Source organism: Synechococcus sp. KORDI-49, assembly GCF_000737575.1.
Classification (GTDB): Bacteria; Cyanobacteriota; Cyanobacteriia; order PCC-6307; family Cyanobiaceae; genus Parasynechococcus.
The window spans coordinates 1,254,845-1,269,963 of record NZ_CP006270.1; the positions used below are offsets into that span (position 1 = coordinate 1,254,845).

A 15,119-nucleotide genomic window follows, 5' to 3' on the forward strand; every position below is an offset into this window, starting at 1 on the left:
CCGATGCACAGCGGTCAATACTCTCGCCGGAGCTTAGGAAGATTCGCCTGAGGGGCCGAGAACGGAGGCCACGATGTCAGCCGCCCCCTCCACAACGCGCACCGGAACAGGCAGGGCTGCACGCAGGGTGTCCAGATCCATGTCGTCGAGGAAGACCGGCTGCCCCTGACGCAGCATCACGGACGGCAACAGCAACTCCTCACCCAGGTCACGCCCCTGCAGACCGTCGAGCAGATCCCGGCCGGTCAGCAATCCCGTCACCACCTGATCCTGACCCCAGTACGGACTGGGTAATCCGTGCAGCAGCAGGCTGACACCGTCGACTCCGTTCAGTCGATCGGTCACAGGCTTGAGCGCCTGCTCGACGATGCGGCCCACCACCCAGCTGCAGCGACGGGGATGCGGCACCCTCTCGGGCAGATCGGTCGTGGCCTGATCCAGGGCCTCCAGAAAGGCGCGGATGCTGCCGACTCCATTCTCCTGCTGGGGAAGGTCCTCGTAGTCATCCCGGGGCGGAAGCGGCAGCCCGGCGATCAGATACCACTCATCCGACAACCAGGTGAAACGCGTCCCCAGCTCTGTCCTGTACTGATCCTGCCGAGCTTCCACCCGAGCGATCACATCCCTCGCACAGGCGGGGTCCACCGGCACCAGGCCGTCATCGGCAGGACGGAAACGGGTGAGACCGACTGGCACGACCGCTGCGGAGAGCACGGCAGGCCACTCACCGCCAGCAAAACGGGAGAGATCGCTCAGGGTGCGGTCCAGAGCCGCTCCATCATTCAGGCCAGGACAGACCACAACCTGGGCGTGAATCTGAAGATCCCGCTCGGCGAACCAGGCCAGCTGATCCAGCAGCAGACCCGCCCGAGGATTGTCCAGAAGACGGGCCCGCAATTGCGGTTCCGTGGCGTGCACGGACACATAGAGCGGCGAGAGACGCTGCGCTTCGATCCGCTGCCAGTCCGCCTCGGTGAGATTGGTCAGGGTGAGGTAAGAGCCATAGAGAAAACTGAGCCTGAAATCGTCGTCCTTTAAATAGAGAGAGCCGCGCCGCCCCGGTGGTTGCTGATCGATGAAGCAGAACGGACAGCCGTTGTTGCACTGACGCAACCCATCGAAGAGGGCTTCGGTGAATCCAAGCCCGAGGCCGTCGTCGGCATCCTTCTCCAACTCCACCCGGTGCAGCGCACCCGCGGCGTCACGCACCTCGAGATGAAGCTCCTCCTCGACGCAGAGGTAGCGGTAATCAATCAGATCTCTCGGCCGCACACCGTTGATGCTGAGCAGCTGATCACCGGGTTCGAAGCCGAGCTCCTCCCCAATCGAGCCGGGCTCGACGGAATCCACCACCGCCGGCTGGGGCTGGCGGGAGACGGAATCCGGATCAAGGGCCGAGACCGCGATCCCGGCGGAGGGCTCATTCCACAAGGAGCTGGGAGCGTTTCCTTCAGTGTGCGCCGTAAATGGACCACCAGACCAGCAGCACAACACCGAACACAAGCCGGTAAGCCACGAAGATCCAGGTGCTGTGTCGCTGGAGAAACTTCAGCAGCCAGTCAATCGCCAGCCAGGACACGATCGTGGCGGAGACGATGCCGAGCAGCAGCGGCAGAGGGCCGGCCTCTCCCGTCGCGGCGAAGGCATCCTTGAGCTCCACAAGACCGGCGATCGTGATCGCCGGAACTCCCAGCAGAAACGAGAAGCGGGCGGCATCGGAACGTTGCCAGCCATCGAAGAGCGAGGCGGTGAGGGTGCTGCCAGAGCGGGACACCCCGGGAATCAGGGCCAGCACCTGTGCCAGACCCACCACCAGCCCATCGCGACCGGAGACCTCACCCAGCTGTTTGCGGCGTGGACCGATCCGTTCAGCCAGGGCCAGGAGCAGTGCCATGACAATGGAGACGACTGCGATCGAAGGAACACTGCGCAGCGGTGAGTTCTCGTAGCCCTCATCCCAGAACAGCTTGATCGCCAGACCCACCGCAAGGATCGGGATCGTGCCCAGTGCCATCGCGATCCCCAGCCGGGCTTCCGGCTCCCGCCACTGACCATGCCGGACGGCCCTGGCGATCCCCTTCAGGACGCCGGCGAGATCCTCCCGGAAATAGGCGATCACCGCCACGATGCTGCCCAGCTGGATCGCGGCGGTGACCGACACGCCCGGATCGCCCCAGCCCAGCATCACCGGCACCACCTTGAGGTGAGCCGTGCTGCTGATGGGCAGAAATTCCGTGAGGCCTTGAACGATTCCAAGCACCAGATCGCGCCAGCAGGCCTCGAGCAACCCCAAAGGGGCAGCCGGATCGGTCATGACGGCATCGCAGACGAGGTGACGTTATGTCCGACGCAGGCTCTGAAGATGTCTTCTAAGGTTTCGTGACTTTCTTCACAGACAACGGGGACGGATCTTGATCGGAGGCACCTGGCAGAACACAGCCTCCGACAGAACCGCCGTCGTTCCTGCGACGCAGCGGATCGCGGCCTTGATGGTGGTGCTGCCTGTGTTTCTGCAGGCCCCCTGGGTGCGTCTGCATCCCTTCTCAGCCGTGCTGTTCACCGTCGTGCTGCTGGCCATCGGCATCCCGCTGCAGCACGGTCGGCAGGGCCGAAGTGCCGACATCGGTGCCCTGCTGGTGGGCTTCAGCGGCAGCTGGCTGGCGGGCTGCCTCTTCTGGGGCTGGCTCCGCTCCCATCCCGTTCTTCATCTGCCCATCGAGGCCTTCGCCCTGCCCCTGGCCATCACCGGGCTGAACAGCCGCTGGCATCTCGCATCCGGCTTCTACCTCGCCTCCCTGCTCGGCACCGCCTGCACGGACCTGACCATGGCGATCACCGGCGTCATGCCCTTCTGGCCAGCTGTTGTCTCAGCTCCCCTTGATCTGGCACCAGCCCTTCTTCATGAAGCCGGCATGCAGCTGATGCATCCGCTGCCCTTGACCGTTCTCTCTCTGGCGGCGATCACGGTGCTCCTGCTCGGCCGCTGGATGCATCGGAAATCCCAGAGCACCGTGCCGGCCTCGGAAACCTGGTCCATGGCTGCCGCTGTGCTCACCACAACCCTCTGGGTGGACGGACTGTTCCTGCTCGCCGCTGTGCTTCAACCGGGCATGAGCGGACTGATCGAGTGAAACGAACTGCAAAAGCTGCCGGGAGCAAACGGATCGGCAAGGAATCCGACTTGTAGTCTTCCCGGACCGGCTCTGCCGGATGAACCGTTCCGAATTTCTCCGGAGTGTTGTGATGAAGCGGCTGCTGAGCTGGCTGACCGGCCTTGTGGTGATGGCAGGCCTGATCGCCGGGTTGACCCTTCCGGCGAGCGTCCATGCCGAAGACGACCTGCTCGAGAAGTATTCGGGCAGCGTGATCCGCAACGTGGCGGACGACAAGATCGCTGAGCGAGAGGGGAAGGTGGACCTCAACAACTCTTCCGTGCGTCGCTTCCAGCAGTTCCCCGGCATGTACCCGACCATGGCCGGCAAGATCGTGCTGGGTGGCCCTTACAGCGACGTCGATGAAGTGCTCAATCTGGATCTGAGCGAGCGACAGCGGGAACTGTTCGCCAAGTACCGCGACAACTTCACGGTCACTCCTCCGTCCATCGCCCTGAACGAGGGTGACGACCGGATCAACGACGGTCAGTACCGCTGATCCCGCTGACGGGCGAGACTTTCCCCCAGGACACCGTCGGCTGACCCGGCGGTTTTTTTTGCCTGTCCGATGGTGCATCCCCGACGCGTCGATCCCATCTCACCCGGTCCCTGGGATGTGGTGGTGATCGGGGCCGGCGCGGCCGGTCTGATGAGCTGCCTGGAACTGCCGCAGGGCCTGTCGGTGCTGCTGCTCAACCGCAACACCGGACGACGCTCCTCAAGCCGATGGGCTCAGGGGGGCATCGCGGCGGTGACCCGGCCGGAGGACAGTGCTCTCTGTCATGGCGAAGACACGCTGCGGGCGGGAGCTGGGCTCTGCGACGGTGATGCCGTGCGGCTGCTGGTGGATCAGGCACCAGGGTGCGTCGAGCGGCTGCAGCAGCTCGGCATGGCCTTCGACCGAGCTGGTGGTGCACTGGCCACCACGCTGGAGGCGGCCCACAGCCATCGCCGGGTGCTGCATGTGCAGGACCGCACAGGGCGTGCCCTGGTGGATGTGCTGCGCGAGCAGGTGGAGCAGCGCCAGGGGTTGGAGCATCGCCGCGGCGTTCGGGTCACCCAGCTGCTGGTGGAGAACGGTCGCTGCTGCGGCATCCAGGTGCTGGACGGTCATCAGCTGCACTGGATCCGCTGCCGCGCCGTGGTGCTTGCGAGCGGGGGCGGTGGTCACCTGTTCGCCAACACCACCAACCCGGCCCAGGCCTGCGGCGAAGGCATCGCCCTGGCCTGGCAGGCAGGGGCGGCTGTGGAGGATCTCGAGTTCGTGCAGTTCCACCCCACCGCTCTGCGCCTGGACGATGCCCCCTGCTTCCTGATCTCGGAAGCGGTGCGGGGTGAAGGAGGCGTCCTTGTGGACGCCGAGGGGGGCAGCCCGGTCGCCGACCTGGCGCAACGGGACCTGGCCCCGCGGGATCAGGTGAGCCGGGCCCTCGTGCATGCCATGCAGCGCCAGAACGTCGAGCAGATGTGGCTCGACTTCTCGGCGATCCCCCAACAGCAGGCCGAGGCACGGTTTCCGACGATCCTGGATCGCTGCGGTGAATACGGTCTGAATCCCTTGGAACGACCGATCCCCGTGGCACCCGCTGCCCACTACTGGATGGGGGGCGTGGCCACGGATCTGCAGGCCGCCACCGACCTCCCCGGCCTCTACGCCGTGGGCGAAGTGGCCTGCACCGGAGTGCATGGCGCCAACAGGCTGGCCAGCAACTCGCTGATGGAATGTCTGGTGTTCGCCGGACGCATGGCATCGATCGAGCTCGGTCCCGTCGCGGGGCCTCAGGCCGCCCCCCATGTGGATCGCTGCGCCACCGCCCTGGGCCACGCTGAAACCAGCGCTGGACTGATGGATCAGATCGAACAGCTGCGTCAGCTGTGCTGGCGACGGGCGGGGGTGGACCGCAGCGTCCGAGGCATGACGAACGCCCTGGCGGAGCTGCAGCGGCAGCGTCGCTGGCTGGATCATCAACCTCTGCTTGAGCGACTGCGCACGCTCTCAGGCGATCAGGCCCTTGCACTGGAAGACAGCAGCCGCCGCGATCTGAATCTGCTTCTGGATGTCAGCCACCGTCTGCTGGCCAGCCGTCTTTTACTGGAGGCCTGCCTGTTCCGACGCGAAAGCCGCGGTGGCCATTTCCGCACCGACGCGCCCAGGCCACTGCCCCAGTGGCAGCGGCATTCCCGTCAGTCCCGGGCGCAGGGGATCCGCACCCGGGACGTGCGGCCCTGAGGCGGGATCAGAACTCCCTGGGCCCCTCGTAGCCGCTGAGATCGGCGAGTTTGTCCAGAGGCTTCACGCCGGAATCGATGCTGCCGTTGATCTCCCAGCTGGGGAATCCCTGCAGACCTTTGCTCTTGCAGAGATCAACCTGGTTGTTCTGGCCATCGGGAGCACACTCCACCACCTTGAGCGCCTTGGCGGCTTCCTTGCCGAACAGCTCCTTCTGTTCATGACAGTGGGGACACCAGTAAGCGGAATACATCACCGCTCCACCGGCGGTGAGGTGCTCCGCCAGAGCCTGCTTGGACGGGTTGCTGACCGTGGTGACGAGCGGTGGTGTTCCAGGGCCACCGCTGGCGACCGCCTCCGGACGCTCGGGATCGAGCACCGAGGCCCAGATCAGGCCACCGAGCAGAACAGCAAGGGCCAGAAGGATGCCGCGGAACAGCAGCTGACCAGGTTCCTCCCAGCCACCACCCACAATGCTGAGCACCATCAGCAGCAGCGAGAGCACGGCCGAAAGAACGCAGAAGAAACAGAAGGCCTGGATCTTCAGCACCATCAGGCCCAGCAGCACCAGGCTGAACACCGCCATTCCAACGGACACGGCGAACAACCCCCACCAGGTGCGGCGGGACAGATCCGCTTTGTTCTCCTGCAGACCTGGCAACAGCGGCAGCAAGGCCATCAGCAGCACGGCGCCGTAGGCCAGAACACCGATCAACGACAGCGGGATGCCATCTGCCACCGTGCCCCAGGGGCTGTTGAGCACCTTGTCGCAGCCGTCTGCCCCCATCGGGCAGGTGAGATCACCGATCACCCCCCAGCGCTTGAGGGTGATGGAACCGGTGTCGATCAGACCGACGGTGGCCAGCACCGCCATGGCAATCCGGGCCCACTTGGCGCCGGGGTCCTGGCGGCGGCGGCTGACGAGACGGGTGGTTCCCATCCATGAACTTCAGGTGATGGAAGTTTGACAGTTCCGCCGGGAAGAGGCCTCTCCGTAGGCTGAAGAGTGGCCCTGCGGCGCAGTGATGACGAGCACCTCCCGGAAACCGACCGTCGCCTTCGCGCATCTGGGTTGCGAGAAGAACAGGGTCGACACCGAACACATGCTGGGGCTGCTGACCAACGCCGGTTATGGCGTGAGCGCCGATGAAGACGATGCGGCCGTCGTGGTGGTGAACACCTGCAGCTTCATCCAGGACGCCCGGGAGGAGTCGGTGCGCACCCTGGTGAACCTCGCGGAACAAGGGAAGGAACTGATCATCGCCGGCTGCCTCGCCCAGCATTTTCAGGACGAACTTCTGGAATCGATCCCGGAAGCGAAGGCGATCGTCGGCACTGGCGACTACCAGCACATCGTTGAGGTGCTGCAGCGGGTGGAGGCGGGCGAGCGGGTGAACCGTGTGAGCGCAGTCCCGAGCTTCGTCGGGGATGAGCACCTGCCGCGGCTGCGCACCACCGACCAGTCCGTGGCTTATTTGAAAGTGGCCGAGGGCTGCGATTACCGCTGCGCCTTCTGCATCATCCCCAAGCTGCGAGGAGACCAACGCAGCCGGCCGATCGAATCGATCGTCGCCGAAGCGCACCAACTGGCGGAGCAGGGCGTGCAGGAACTGATCCTGATCAGTCAGATCACCACCAACTACGGCCTGGATCTCTACGGCAAGCCGAAGCTGGCGGAGTTACTGCGGGCCCTGGGAGAGGTGGAGATTCCCTGGATCCGGGTGCATTACGCCTATCCCACCGGGCTGACGCCGGAGGTGCTGGCGGCCTATCGCGAGGTGGCCAACGTGCTGCCCTATCTGGACCTGCCGCTGCAGCACAGCCACCCGGAGGTGCTGCGGGCGATGAACCGCCCCTGGCAGGCGGATGTGAACGACCGGCTGCTGGATCAGATCCGCGAACAGCTGCCGGATGCGGTGCTGCGCACCACCTTGATCGTTGGCTTCCCAGGCGAGACCGAAGAGCACTTCCAGCATCTGATGGCCTTTCTGGAGCGTCAGCGCTTCGACCACGTGGGGGTGTTCACCTTCTCGCCGGAGGACGGAACCGCAGCAGCGGATCTGGCAGACCGCGTGGATCCCGACGTGGCCCAGGCCCGCAAGGATGCCCTCATGGCCCTGCAGCAGCCGATTTCCGAGGAACGCAACCAACGCTGGGTCGGTCGCACGGTGGATGTCCTGATCGAACAGCACAACCCGGAGACCGGCGCCATGGTCGGACGCTGCTCCCGCTTCGCACCCGAGGTGGACGGCGAGGTGCAGGTGCTTCCCGGTGACGACGGACGCCAGGCCCGGCCGGGATCGATGGTGCCGGTGCTGATCACAGGGGCCGACATCTACGACCTGAACGGACAGATCGTGGGAGCCCGGGCGATGGTGGCGGCAGCAAGAGCCGACGCTTGACCGCTCCTCCCCTGCGGCTGGAACAGCAGCGAAGCCTGTTCCTGGTCGCCTCCGGCGTGAGCACTGCCGGGTCCTTCGCCGGCATCACCGCGAAGGGCTGGATCCTCATGCACGGCAGTGCTGAACCGCTGGTGCTGGCTCTGAATTTCGCGGCTCTTTCGCTGCCAACCCTTGCGATCAGCGGACCCGCCGGCGTACTCACCGACCGCATCGGTTGCGAACGGGTGCTGGTGCGCTCGCAGTGGGCGCTGCTGGCAGCGGCAGCCCTGGGGGCCCTTGCGATCCCGCTGCTGGATGGCACAGCCCAGGTGCTGCTGCTCCTCGGCAGCACCCTGCTGGTGGGAATCGCCGGTGCCTACGAACAGACAGCCCGCAACAAGTACTGCTCGCTGCTGGTGAATCATCCCGGGGAGCTGGGGAGCTATCTGGCCAGCTTCTCGGTGGTGTTCAACGTGGGAAAACTGGTGGGTCCGCCGATCGGCGGCCTGCTGGTGGCCGCGACCGGGCCGGCCTGGGCCCTGGGCATCGACGCCACCAGCTATCTGCTGCCGATTGCCAGCGTGATGTTTCTGCTCCGGCCCAGGCGTGACCAGGAACAGCGCAGCGCCCCGGGTGAACGGGCCAGCCTCAGCAATGCCTGGCAGGACTGCGGATCCACACTTCGCGGAGTCCTGAGCCTGACCGCCCTGCTCTGTCTGGTGAATTTCTTCCATCCCGGACTCGCTCCCCTGATTGCGGAGCGCGTGCTCGGTCCTTCGCCCCAGGACCTCGGCTTGTTCACCAGCGTGCTGGCTGCCGGCAGCATCGCCGGCGGTGTGGTGCTGCAGCGCAACAGTGACCGTTTCTGCCGCCGTCCTTTTCTGACTCTGGGAGGCTTCGGACTGGTCACCTCGATCGCCCAGCTGGGCATGGCCCGGTCTCCGGGAGTCGCGTTCAGCCTGGCGATGGCCTTCCTGATCGGAGCCGGCACGGCAGGGTTGCTGAGCAGCTGCAACCTGATCAGCCAGATCGGTTCGCCCCAGGTGATGCGCGGCCGCATGGCCGGACTGAGTCAGATCGCCTTTCTCGGCGGGGGTGGGTTGAGCGGACTGCTGGCGGCCGCCCTCGTGATGGTCACGGATCTGCCGACCACCTTCGCGATCAGCGGCGGGATCGGTGCCGCTCTTGCACTGCTCTGGATTCAGCGACGCTCCGACCAGCGGCTGGAACCGCTCAGATCAGCTTGATCCCCTTCAGAAGCTTGGTAAGCACAAAAGCAACGGCCAGACCGGTTCCGACCAGACCGAGATAGATGGCGATGCCCATGTGCAAGTAAGGAGCTGACCACCATTAGATCAGAGATTGGACGGGGTCCTCGGCATTGCGCTTAGGGTTCGTTAACGAACGCGTGTCATCGGATCACCGTTGACCCTCGACCGGGCCGACCGGATCTTTCCCCTATCCGTCCGACGCCATGCGCACCCTCTTCATCTATCCCGAGTTCCCGAAAACCTTCTGGAGCTACGAAAAGATTCTGGAGCTGGTGAACCGCAAGGTCCTGCTCCCTCCGCTGGGGATGGTGACGGTGGCGGCCCTGCTTCCCCAGGAGTGGGAGATGAAATTGGTCGACCGCAACGTCCGCGAGGTCACGGATGCGGAATGGGACTGGGCGGAACTGGTGATCATCTCCGGGATGATCGTTCAGAAGGACGACATGGCCGTGCAGATCGGCCGCGCCAAGCAGCGCGGCCTGCCCGTGGCCGTCGGCGGGCCATTCGCCAGCTCCACCCCGGACGCACCCGAACTCGACGAAGCGGATTTCAAGATCCTCGATGAGGGCGAAATCACCCTTCCTCTGTTCCTGGAGGCACTCGAGCGCGGTGAAACCAGCGGCCGCTTCACGTCGGACGGTGACAAGCCGGATGTGACGGCAACGCCGATTCCCCGCTTTGATCTGCTGCAGCTCGACGCCTACGACTCCATGAGCGTGCAGTTCTCCCGGGGCTGTCCGTTCAACTGCGAGTTCTGCGACATCATCGTTCTCTACGGCCGCAAACCGCGCACCAAGACGCCTGAGCAGCTGGTGGCAGAGCTTCAGTCGCTCTACGACCTGGGCTGGCGTCGTTCCATCTTCCTGGTGGACGACAACTTCATCGGCAACAAGCGCAACGCCAAGTTGCTGTTGCCCGAGATCCGCACCTGGCAGGAGGAGCGTGGTTATCCCTTCAGCTTCGCGACAGAAGCTTCCGTGGACCTCGCCGATGACGATGAAATGATGCGCATGATGCACGACGCACGCTTCGAAAGCGTGTTCCTCGGCATCGAAACGCCGGATGAGTCGAGCCTCGAAACCGCCCGCAAGGTGCAGAACACCAGGAATCCACTCGATGCGGCTGTGGATCGGATCACCGCTAACGGGATCCGTGTGATGGCCGGGTTCATCATCGGTTTCGACGGTGAGAAGGATGGTGCCGGCCACCGCATCGTTGATTTCGTGACCCGCACCGGCATTCCCGCCGCGATGATGGGAATGCTGCAGGCCCTGCCGAAAACAGCCCTGTGGGCCCGTCTGGAAAAGGAAGGTCGTCTGATCCAGGGCGAAGAAGCCGCCAAGGGCGTGAACCAGACCAACCTGCTCAACTTCAAGCCCACCCGACCGATCCGGGACATCGCCAACGAGTACGTCGAAGCGTTCTGCGCCCTGTATGAGCCCAATGCCTACATGGACCGGGTTTACAGCTACTACCTGAAGATGGGAGCTCCCCGCTGGAAGGCCGCCCCCAAACTCCCCACCTGGACAGACCTTCGTGCGCTCAGCATCGTGATCTGGCGCCAGGGCATCAAGCGGGACACCCGCGGACGCTTCTGGAAATACATGCTGGGCATGGCCCGCCAGAATCCTGCCCTGCTGGAACAGTTCCTGGTGGTGCTTGCCCACAACGAGCACTTCCTCGAGTACCGCTCGATCGTGCAGCGTGAGATCCGCGAGCAGCTGGAGTCGCTGCCTCCCGAAGAGCCCAGCACGACCAGGTCACTCCAAACGGTCTGAGCCGGCATCCGAACCACTGATCCAACAGGACATCAGTCCTGGACGTAGTCGACTCCGCTGCGAAGGCAGTGCTCAGCCTTCTGCAGTTCACGGCCGAGATAAAGAGCGTGATCAAGACGGCTGAGGGGATGAGGCCCCTCGCCTTCGGTGAGCTGGATGCCGATCTCCTTGGCACTGCGACCGCGGAACACCGCTGATGGGGAACGGGAACGGCTGCCACCGCGGCAGCTCAGCACCTCTCCCGTCTCAGGATCATGGGCCAGTCCCTTGGCATCGATCGTGTTGCCGTAATGCTCGAGGATCAGCTCAGCGGCTCCCCGATCAACCTTGATCAGGAAATAGCCCTTGGGATCGAGCGCGATGAAGCGCTGGGAGAGGCTCTCATCGAGACCATCGATCGCCTCGGCCACCGCAGGGAGTTCAGATGTCATGACCATTCCTTCAACTTACAAAGTCAGGCCCGGCGCTTCCGTCTTGAAGGGCAGTTCGGCATTGATGGCCTCGATCTCCTCCAGCATCAGGCCGTTCACCTTGGGCAGCCAGGCACGGATCAGAGCGTCCATGCGGGGGTGATACCAGCGGTGCAGGCTGGCGTGGGGGCGGGCCACAAAGCCGCGACGGCGCTTGTGGCTTCCGCCGGCGCCGGGATCGAAGCTCTCCAGACCCTGTTCAATCGCCCAGGCGATCGGAGCGTAGTAACAGACCTCGAAATGCAGGCAGTCGACGTCTTCTTCGCTGCCCCAGTAACGACCCCAGAGTGAGCGCTGATCCCGCACGCACATCGACATCGCCACCGGCTGATGCGGGTCGCCGCGATGGGCGGAGAACAGCACCACCTGATCGCGCTGGTCGGCAGCCAGGGTCTCGAAGAAGCGCTCTTCGAGGTACTTGCTTCCCCAGGGCCCCCATCGGGCGCAGTGCTGCTCGTAGAAACCATGCATGCTCTTCATGAGCTGCAGGTCCAGCTGCTCCCCCGTCAGGGGGGTCACCGTGAGACCCGCCTGCGAGACAGCCTTGCGTTCGCGCTTGATGTTGCGCCTCTGGTTGGCATTGAACCCCCGCAGATAGTCATCGAAGCTGCGATCGTCACCACGGCTCCAGAGGCTCTGCTGATTCAGCCAGGTGGCACAGCCGGCGGCTTCGGCGAGCGGCCTCCACTCGGGATCGACGTAGAGGAAGTTGCAGCTGAGGATTCCGTTGTGCTCGCAGAAGGCATCGATCGCCTGCATCAGCACGGCGGTGAGCTCCGCGGCGTCCTCTCCATCCAGCACATGGAAGCGGTAACCGAGCACCGGACTGACGGGGCTCATCCCCAGCAGCTTGGGGTAATACCGCAGACCCAGGTCAGCGGCGAGGCGCGCGAAGGTCTGATCAAAGACGAACTCGCCGTAACTGTGGCCTTTCAGATAGAGAGGGGCGACGGCAATGGGCGTGTCGCCGCGCCAAAGGGCGAGATGCAGCGGCTGCCAGCCCTGATCGGGCACGATGCTGCCGGAGGTTTCCAGAGCATCCAGCCAGCCCCAGCGGTAGAAGGGGATGGCGTCAGCCCCCACCAGAGCCTGCCAGTGCTGCTCCGGAATCTCCTGGATCGACCGGTGCCAGCGAGCGGTGAGCGCAACCATGGTGGTGAGGCTAACGAGACCGACCGGAACGCTGATCGCGGGAAGGTGCTCAGAAAATGATGCCGTTGGCGAAATCCATGGTCAGGTCGCTTTCATCAACACCCACCACCACGGCCTTCACAGTGCTGCCCTTGAGGATCCAGGCGTTGTCACCGCGCATCTCAATCCTGGTGGAGGCACAGCCGCAGAATTCGATCAGATCCCTGCCGACTTCGAAATCCATGATCTTCAGGTAGCCCTTGGAGTCACGGGTCACGAAGGTGTCAGCACCATTCCCCCCCCAGGCCTTGTTCTTGCCGCCGGCGCCGCCATCGATCACATCGTCACCGTCGTAGCCGTACAGCTTGTTCTTTTTCTTGGTCCCGATCAGCTCGTCATCACCATCGGTTCCGCGGATCTTGCGGCGATTCTTACGGGCCATGAGACCAGGACTTCAACTCAAGGAAGCTAGGAGCTCTGCCACGGATTTCAACGGATCCGCCTGTAGCGCGTCAGCAACTCATCTCCTGGAAGCGGGCGGACCTCGTCCAACCGCCAGGAGCGAGGCGAACCGAGTGAACCTGGCAGAGCGTGTGCATCCTGCGGCAGCCAACTGTGAACACCGCCGAGAAGAGATGGCACCAGGGTCAGCTGAAGTTCCTCGACGGCGTCCTCCTGAAGCAGATCAGCTGCCAGACGGCTCCCTCCGAGCAGCACAAGGTGCTGCACTCCAAGCGATGACAGGGTCAACAGTCGCTTGTCCCATGATTGCCCCAACGGAATCCAGCGATCAAAACCCCTCTCCACGGCAGACGGGGCGAGCAACCAGCGCTCCAGCGGTTGCTGAAAGAAGCGCCACTCGATTGGGAAGGCATGACCACGACTCACCACCACCGCCGCAGGCTGGGCAGGGCGGCCTGCGCTGAGGCGCTGCTCCAACAGATCCTGATCACGGATGAGTGCCGTGCAGCGATGGGCCCTGAGCGTGCCGGCTCCGATCAGGCAGGCATCCGCCCAGACCAGAGCCTCCTCCAGCACTCGCCGGTCACCAGGACCGCCCAGCTGGGCAGCTCCTCCCTGGGGGGGAGCTAACCGACCATCGAGACTGACCGCCAGCACCAACCGAACATGCGGCCGTTGCGGGCCGGTCGCCGCATCAGACGGTGGCAACCGACTCGAGCGTTGCAGGGGTCATCTCCAGCTGAGGCGACTCGGCGTAGACCTCAGCGGCATTGTTCGGACTCTCCTGCAACCGGATTTTGTGCAGATGCGCTCCGATCGCCTTCACCGGCGTGCTGAGACGATCGGCGATGTGCAGAGCGATGTTCTCAGCGGTGGGAACGCAGTCGGCGAAGAACGGCACATCCTTGTTGAGGAACGTGTGATCGAAAGGCTCCACCACCAGATCGTCCACCAACCGCTGCAACGCTGAGAGATCGCAGACCATGCCGGTGCGGGGATCGATGGCACCGCGCACCGTCACATCCACCAGATAGTTGTGGCCGTGGCCATGGGGACGGGCGCATTTGCCGTAGATGCGCTCGTTCTCCTCCTGGCTCAGTTCCGGCCGGGCCAGACGATGCGCAGCGGCGAAGTGGGTCCGAATGGTCAGAAAGGCGTCCATGGGATGTCCGAGGTAGTCGGCCCAGAGGCCCGGTTGTTCGTAGAGGCGCAGCGCCGTGATCGGCAGGTGGGAGCTGAGACGCTGCCAGATCACCCGCACCAGCGCCTCGGTGGTGGGAAGACAGCCGGAGGGGGTTGAGAGATCGAACTCCGGCCAGGCCTCGTTGAGGAAGCGGAAGTCCAGCTGACCGGTCACCTCACTGCGGATGGCGTGCTTCACCTCGGAGAGATTCAGCACCATGCCGTCGGCATCGAGGCCACCGGCCATGGAAACGATCAACTCGTAGTTATGGCCATGGCCCGGTGAGATGGCACAGGGTCCGAACCGGGCCGCATTGTCATCCGCCGAGAGTTCGGGCAACCAGTAGCGGTGGCTGGCACTGAAGCAGGCCCTCCGCGTGATCACACAACCACGACCCTGGCCGTGGCGTGCAGGTGACTTCGTTTCAGTCATGTGACGTTCCGGCCGCAGGGCATCCTAATGAGCTAATGCCCTTGATCGAGCCATGGCGGAATCCGTCCCCTCTCTGAAGCAGCGTCTTGGGGGCCGCAGCCTGTACCTCGTGGGCATGATGGGATCCGGGAAGACCAGCACCGGCAGGCCGCTCGCCGAACGCCTTGGCTACGGATTCGTGGATGCTGACGCGGTGATCGAACAGGCCGCAGGCTGCACCATTCCTGAAATCTTCGAACAGGACGGGGAATCGGGATTCCGCGCGATCGAGACCCAGGTGCTCAATGCCATCAGTCAGCGTCACTCGCTCGTGGTGGCCACAGGTGGAGGTGTCGTGACGCAATCGCCGAACTGGGGCCTGCTTCACAGCGGCATCGTGATCTGGCTGGACGTGGACCGCGAACAGCTGCTCAAAAGGCTTCGGGCTGACACAACCGTGAGGCCCCTGCTGCAGCGCCCCAACCCGGAGGCTGCCCTGGATGCGCTGCTGAATGAACGACGCCCGCTGTACGCCGAAGCCGACCTCACCGTGGTGATCGATGAGGAGCCACCCGATGTGGTGGCCGACGGAATTCTTCAGTTGCTGCCAAGCCTGCTGCGAGATCCAACCCAGCGATCCAACGACTGAA

At 64.2% G+C, this 15,119-nt stretch carries 16 protein-coding genes; 7 read left to right on the plus strand and 9 right to left on the minus strand.

Annotated features, from left to right (window positions below):
* Positions 1-33: 33 nt before the first annotated feature.
* Together KR49_RS06520 and KR49_RS06525 are read right to left on the minus strand one after the other, a co-directional pair.
* The gene (locus tag KR49_RS06520) at positions 34-1,431 is read right to left on the minus strand and encodes a TIGR03279 family radical SAM protein (RefSeq protein WP_043693066.1); all 1,398 of its coding nucleotides are present in this window, start codon (positions 1,429-1,431) and stop codon (positions 34-36) included.
* 19 nt (positions 1,432-1,450) lie between these two features.
* Positions 1,451-2,314: an undecaprenyl-diphosphate phosphatase gene (locus KR49_RS06525; RefSeq protein WP_043693068.1), complete on the minus strand. Its 864-nt coding sequence runs from the start codon at positions 2,312-2,314 to the stop codon at positions 1,451-1,453.
* Between the two features lie 97 nt (positions 2,315-2,411).
* Between KR49_RS06525 and KR49_RS06530 the strand changes: the two genes are divergently transcribed.
* From KR49_RS06530 to nadB, 3 genes are all read left to right on the plus strand, one after another.
* Entirely contained in the window at positions 2,412-3,131 is a 720-nt protein-coding gene (locus KR49_RS06530) for a DUF3120 domain-containing protein (RefSeq protein WP_043693072.1), read from the plus strand.
* Between the two features lie 112 nt (positions 3,132-3,243).
* Positions 3,244-3,651, plus strand: coding sequence for a photosystem II complex extrinsic protein PsbU (psbU, locus tag KR49_RS06535; RefSeq protein WP_043693076.1), 408 nt, complete (start codon positions 3,244-3,246; stop codon positions 3,649-3,651).
* 69 nt (positions 3,652-3,720) lie between these two features.
* A complete protein-coding gene (nadB, locus tag KR49_RS06540; protein ID WP_043693079.1) occupies positions 3,721-5,382 on the plus strand; it encodes an L-aspartate oxidase in 1,662 nt (553 codons plus the stop codon).
* A 7-nt stretch (positions 5,383-5,389) separates the two neighbouring features.
* Here nadB and KR49_RS06545 read toward each other — a convergent pair whose 3' ends face one another.
* Positions 5,390-6,322, minus strand: a complete 933-nt coding sequence (locus tag KR49_RS06545; RefSeq protein WP_043693082.1) for a vitamin K epoxide reductase family protein — start codon at positions 6,320-6,322, stop codon at positions 5,390-5,392.
* An 85-nt stretch (positions 6,323-6,407) separates the two neighbouring features.
* Here KR49_RS06545 and rimO point away from each other — a divergent pair, with 85 nt between their 5' ends.
* Positions 6,408-7,784: a 30S ribosomal protein S12 methylthiotransferase RimO gene (rimO, locus tag KR49_RS06550; protein ID WP_043693085.1), complete on the plus strand. Its 1,377-nt coding sequence runs from the start codon at positions 6,408-6,410 to the stop codon at positions 7,782-7,784.
* Complete coding sequence (locus tag KR49_RS06555; RefSeq protein WP_043693089.1) at positions 7,781-9,010, plus strand: MFS transporter; 1,230 nt, start codon at positions 7,781-7,783, stop codon at positions 9,008-9,010. Before rimO ends, KR49_RS06555 begins: the two co-directional genes overlap by 4 nt.
* On the opposite strand, the gene KR49_RS06560 is transcribed toward KR49_RS06555, so the two are convergent.
* Positions 8,997-9,089, minus strand: a complete 93-nt coding sequence (locus KR49_RS06560) for a hypothetical protein (RefSeq protein ID WP_043693092.1) — start codon at positions 9,087-9,089, stop codon at positions 8,997-8,999. The two genes, KR49_RS06555 and KR49_RS06560, sit on opposite strands and share 14 nt — an antisense overlap.
* Before the next feature lie 148 nt (positions 9,090-9,237).
* Here KR49_RS06560 and KR49_RS06565 point away from each other — a divergent pair, with 148 nt between their 5' ends.
* Positions 9,238-10,812, plus strand: coding sequence for a B12-binding domain-containing radical SAM protein (locus KR49_RS06565; protein WP_043693095.1), 1,575 nt, complete (start codon positions 9,238-9,240; stop codon positions 10,810-10,812).
* Positions 10,813-10,844: 32 nt separating this feature from the next.
* Here KR49_RS06565 and KR49_RS06570 read toward each other — a convergent pair whose 3' ends face one another.
* Genes KR49_RS06570 through KR49_RS06590 form a run of 5 tightly spaced genes read right to left on the minus strand, consistent with a single transcriptional unit; the run spans position 10,845 to position 14,490 of the window.
* Positions 10,845-11,249: a DUF4346 domain-containing protein gene (locus KR49_RS06570; RefSeq protein ID WP_043693097.1), complete on the minus strand. Its 405-nt coding sequence runs from the start codon at positions 11,247-11,249 to the stop codon at positions 10,845-10,847.
* A 9-nt stretch (positions 11,250-11,258) separates the two neighbouring features.
* On the minus strand, positions 11,259-12,434 hold the full coding sequence (locus KR49_RS06575) for a GNAT family N-acetyltransferase (RefSeq protein ID WP_052378198.1): 1,176 nt from the start codon (positions 12,432-12,434) through the stop codon (positions 11,259-11,261).
* Positions 12,435-12,483: 49 nt separating this feature from the next.
* A complete protein-coding gene (locus tag KR49_RS06580; protein ID WP_043693100.1) occupies positions 12,484-12,855 on the minus strand; it encodes a hypothetical protein in 372 nt (123 codons plus the stop codon).
* Positions 12,856-12,902: 47 nt separating this feature from the next.
* Positions 12,903-13,583, minus strand: a complete 681-nt coding sequence (locus tag KR49_RS06585) for a RibD family protein (RefSeq protein ID WP_253912842.1) — start codon at positions 13,581-13,583, stop codon at positions 12,903-12,905.
* Positions 13,570-14,490, minus strand: coding sequence for a 6-carboxytetrahydropterin synthase (locus tag KR49_RS06590; protein WP_043693103.1), 921 nt, complete (start codon positions 14,488-14,490; stop codon positions 13,570-13,572). The genes KR49_RS06585 and KR49_RS06590 overlap by 14 nt, the downstream gene beginning before the upstream one ends.
* A gap of 52 nt (positions 14,491-14,542) precedes the next feature.
* Between KR49_RS06590 and KR49_RS06595 the strand changes: the two genes are divergently transcribed.
* On the plus strand, positions 14,543-15,118 hold the full coding sequence (locus KR49_RS06595) for a shikimate kinase (protein ID WP_043693106.1): 576 nt from the start codon (positions 14,543-14,545) through the stop codon (positions 15,116-15,118).
* Position 15,119: the final 1 nt, after the last annotated feature.

Excerpts from the sequence above, each read along its gene's own strand:
- KR49_RS06525 (WP_043693068.1), bottom strand. The coding sequence starts at position 2,314 with ATGACCGATCCGGCTGCCCCTTTGGGGTTGCTCGAGGCCTGCTGGCGC.
- psbU (WP_043693076.1), top strand. The coding sequence starts at position 3,244 with ATGAAGCGGCTGCTGAGCTGGCTGACCGGCCTTGTGGTGATGGCAGGC.
- nadB (WP_043693079.1), top strand. The coding sequence starts at position 3,721 with ATGGTGCATCCCCGACGCGTCGATCCCATCTCACCCGGTCCCTGGGAT.
- KR49_RS06545 (WP_043693082.1), bottom strand. The coding sequence starts at position 6,322 with ATGGGAACCACCCGTCTCGTCAGCCGCCGCCGCCAGGACCCCGGCGCC.
- rimO (WP_043693085.1), top strand. The coding sequence starts at position 6,408 with ATGACGAGCACCTCCCGGAAACCGACCGTCGCCTTCGCGCATCTGGGT.
- KR49_RS06560 (WP_043693092.1), bottom strand. The coding sequence starts at position 9,089 with ATGGGCATCGCCATCTATCTCGGTCTGGTCGGAACCGGTCTGGCCGTT.
- KR49_RS06565 (WP_043693095.1), top strand. The coding sequence starts at position 9,238 with ATGCGCACCCTCTTCATCTATCCCGAGTTCCCGAAAACCTTCTGGAGC.
- KR49_RS06570 (WP_043693097.1), bottom strand. The coding sequence starts at position 11,249 with ATGGTCATGACATCTGAACTCCCTGCGGTGGCCGAGGCGATCGATGGT.
- KR49_RS06575 (WP_052378198.1), bottom strand. The coding sequence starts at position 12,434 with ATGGTTGCGCTCACCGCTCGCTGGCACCGGTCGATCCAGGAGATTCCG.
- KR49_RS06580 (WP_043693100.1), bottom strand. The coding sequence starts at position 12,855 with ATGGCCCGTAAGAATCGCCGCAAGATCCGCGGAACCGATGGTGATGAC.
- KR49_RS06590 (WP_043693103.1), bottom strand. The coding sequence starts at position 14,490 with ATGACTGAAACGAAGTCACCTGCACGCCACGGCCAGGGTCGTGGTTGT.
- KR49_RS06595 (WP_043693106.1), top strand. The coding sequence starts at position 14,543 with ATGGCGGAATCCGTCCCCTCTCTGAAGCAGCGTCTTGGGGGCCGCAGC.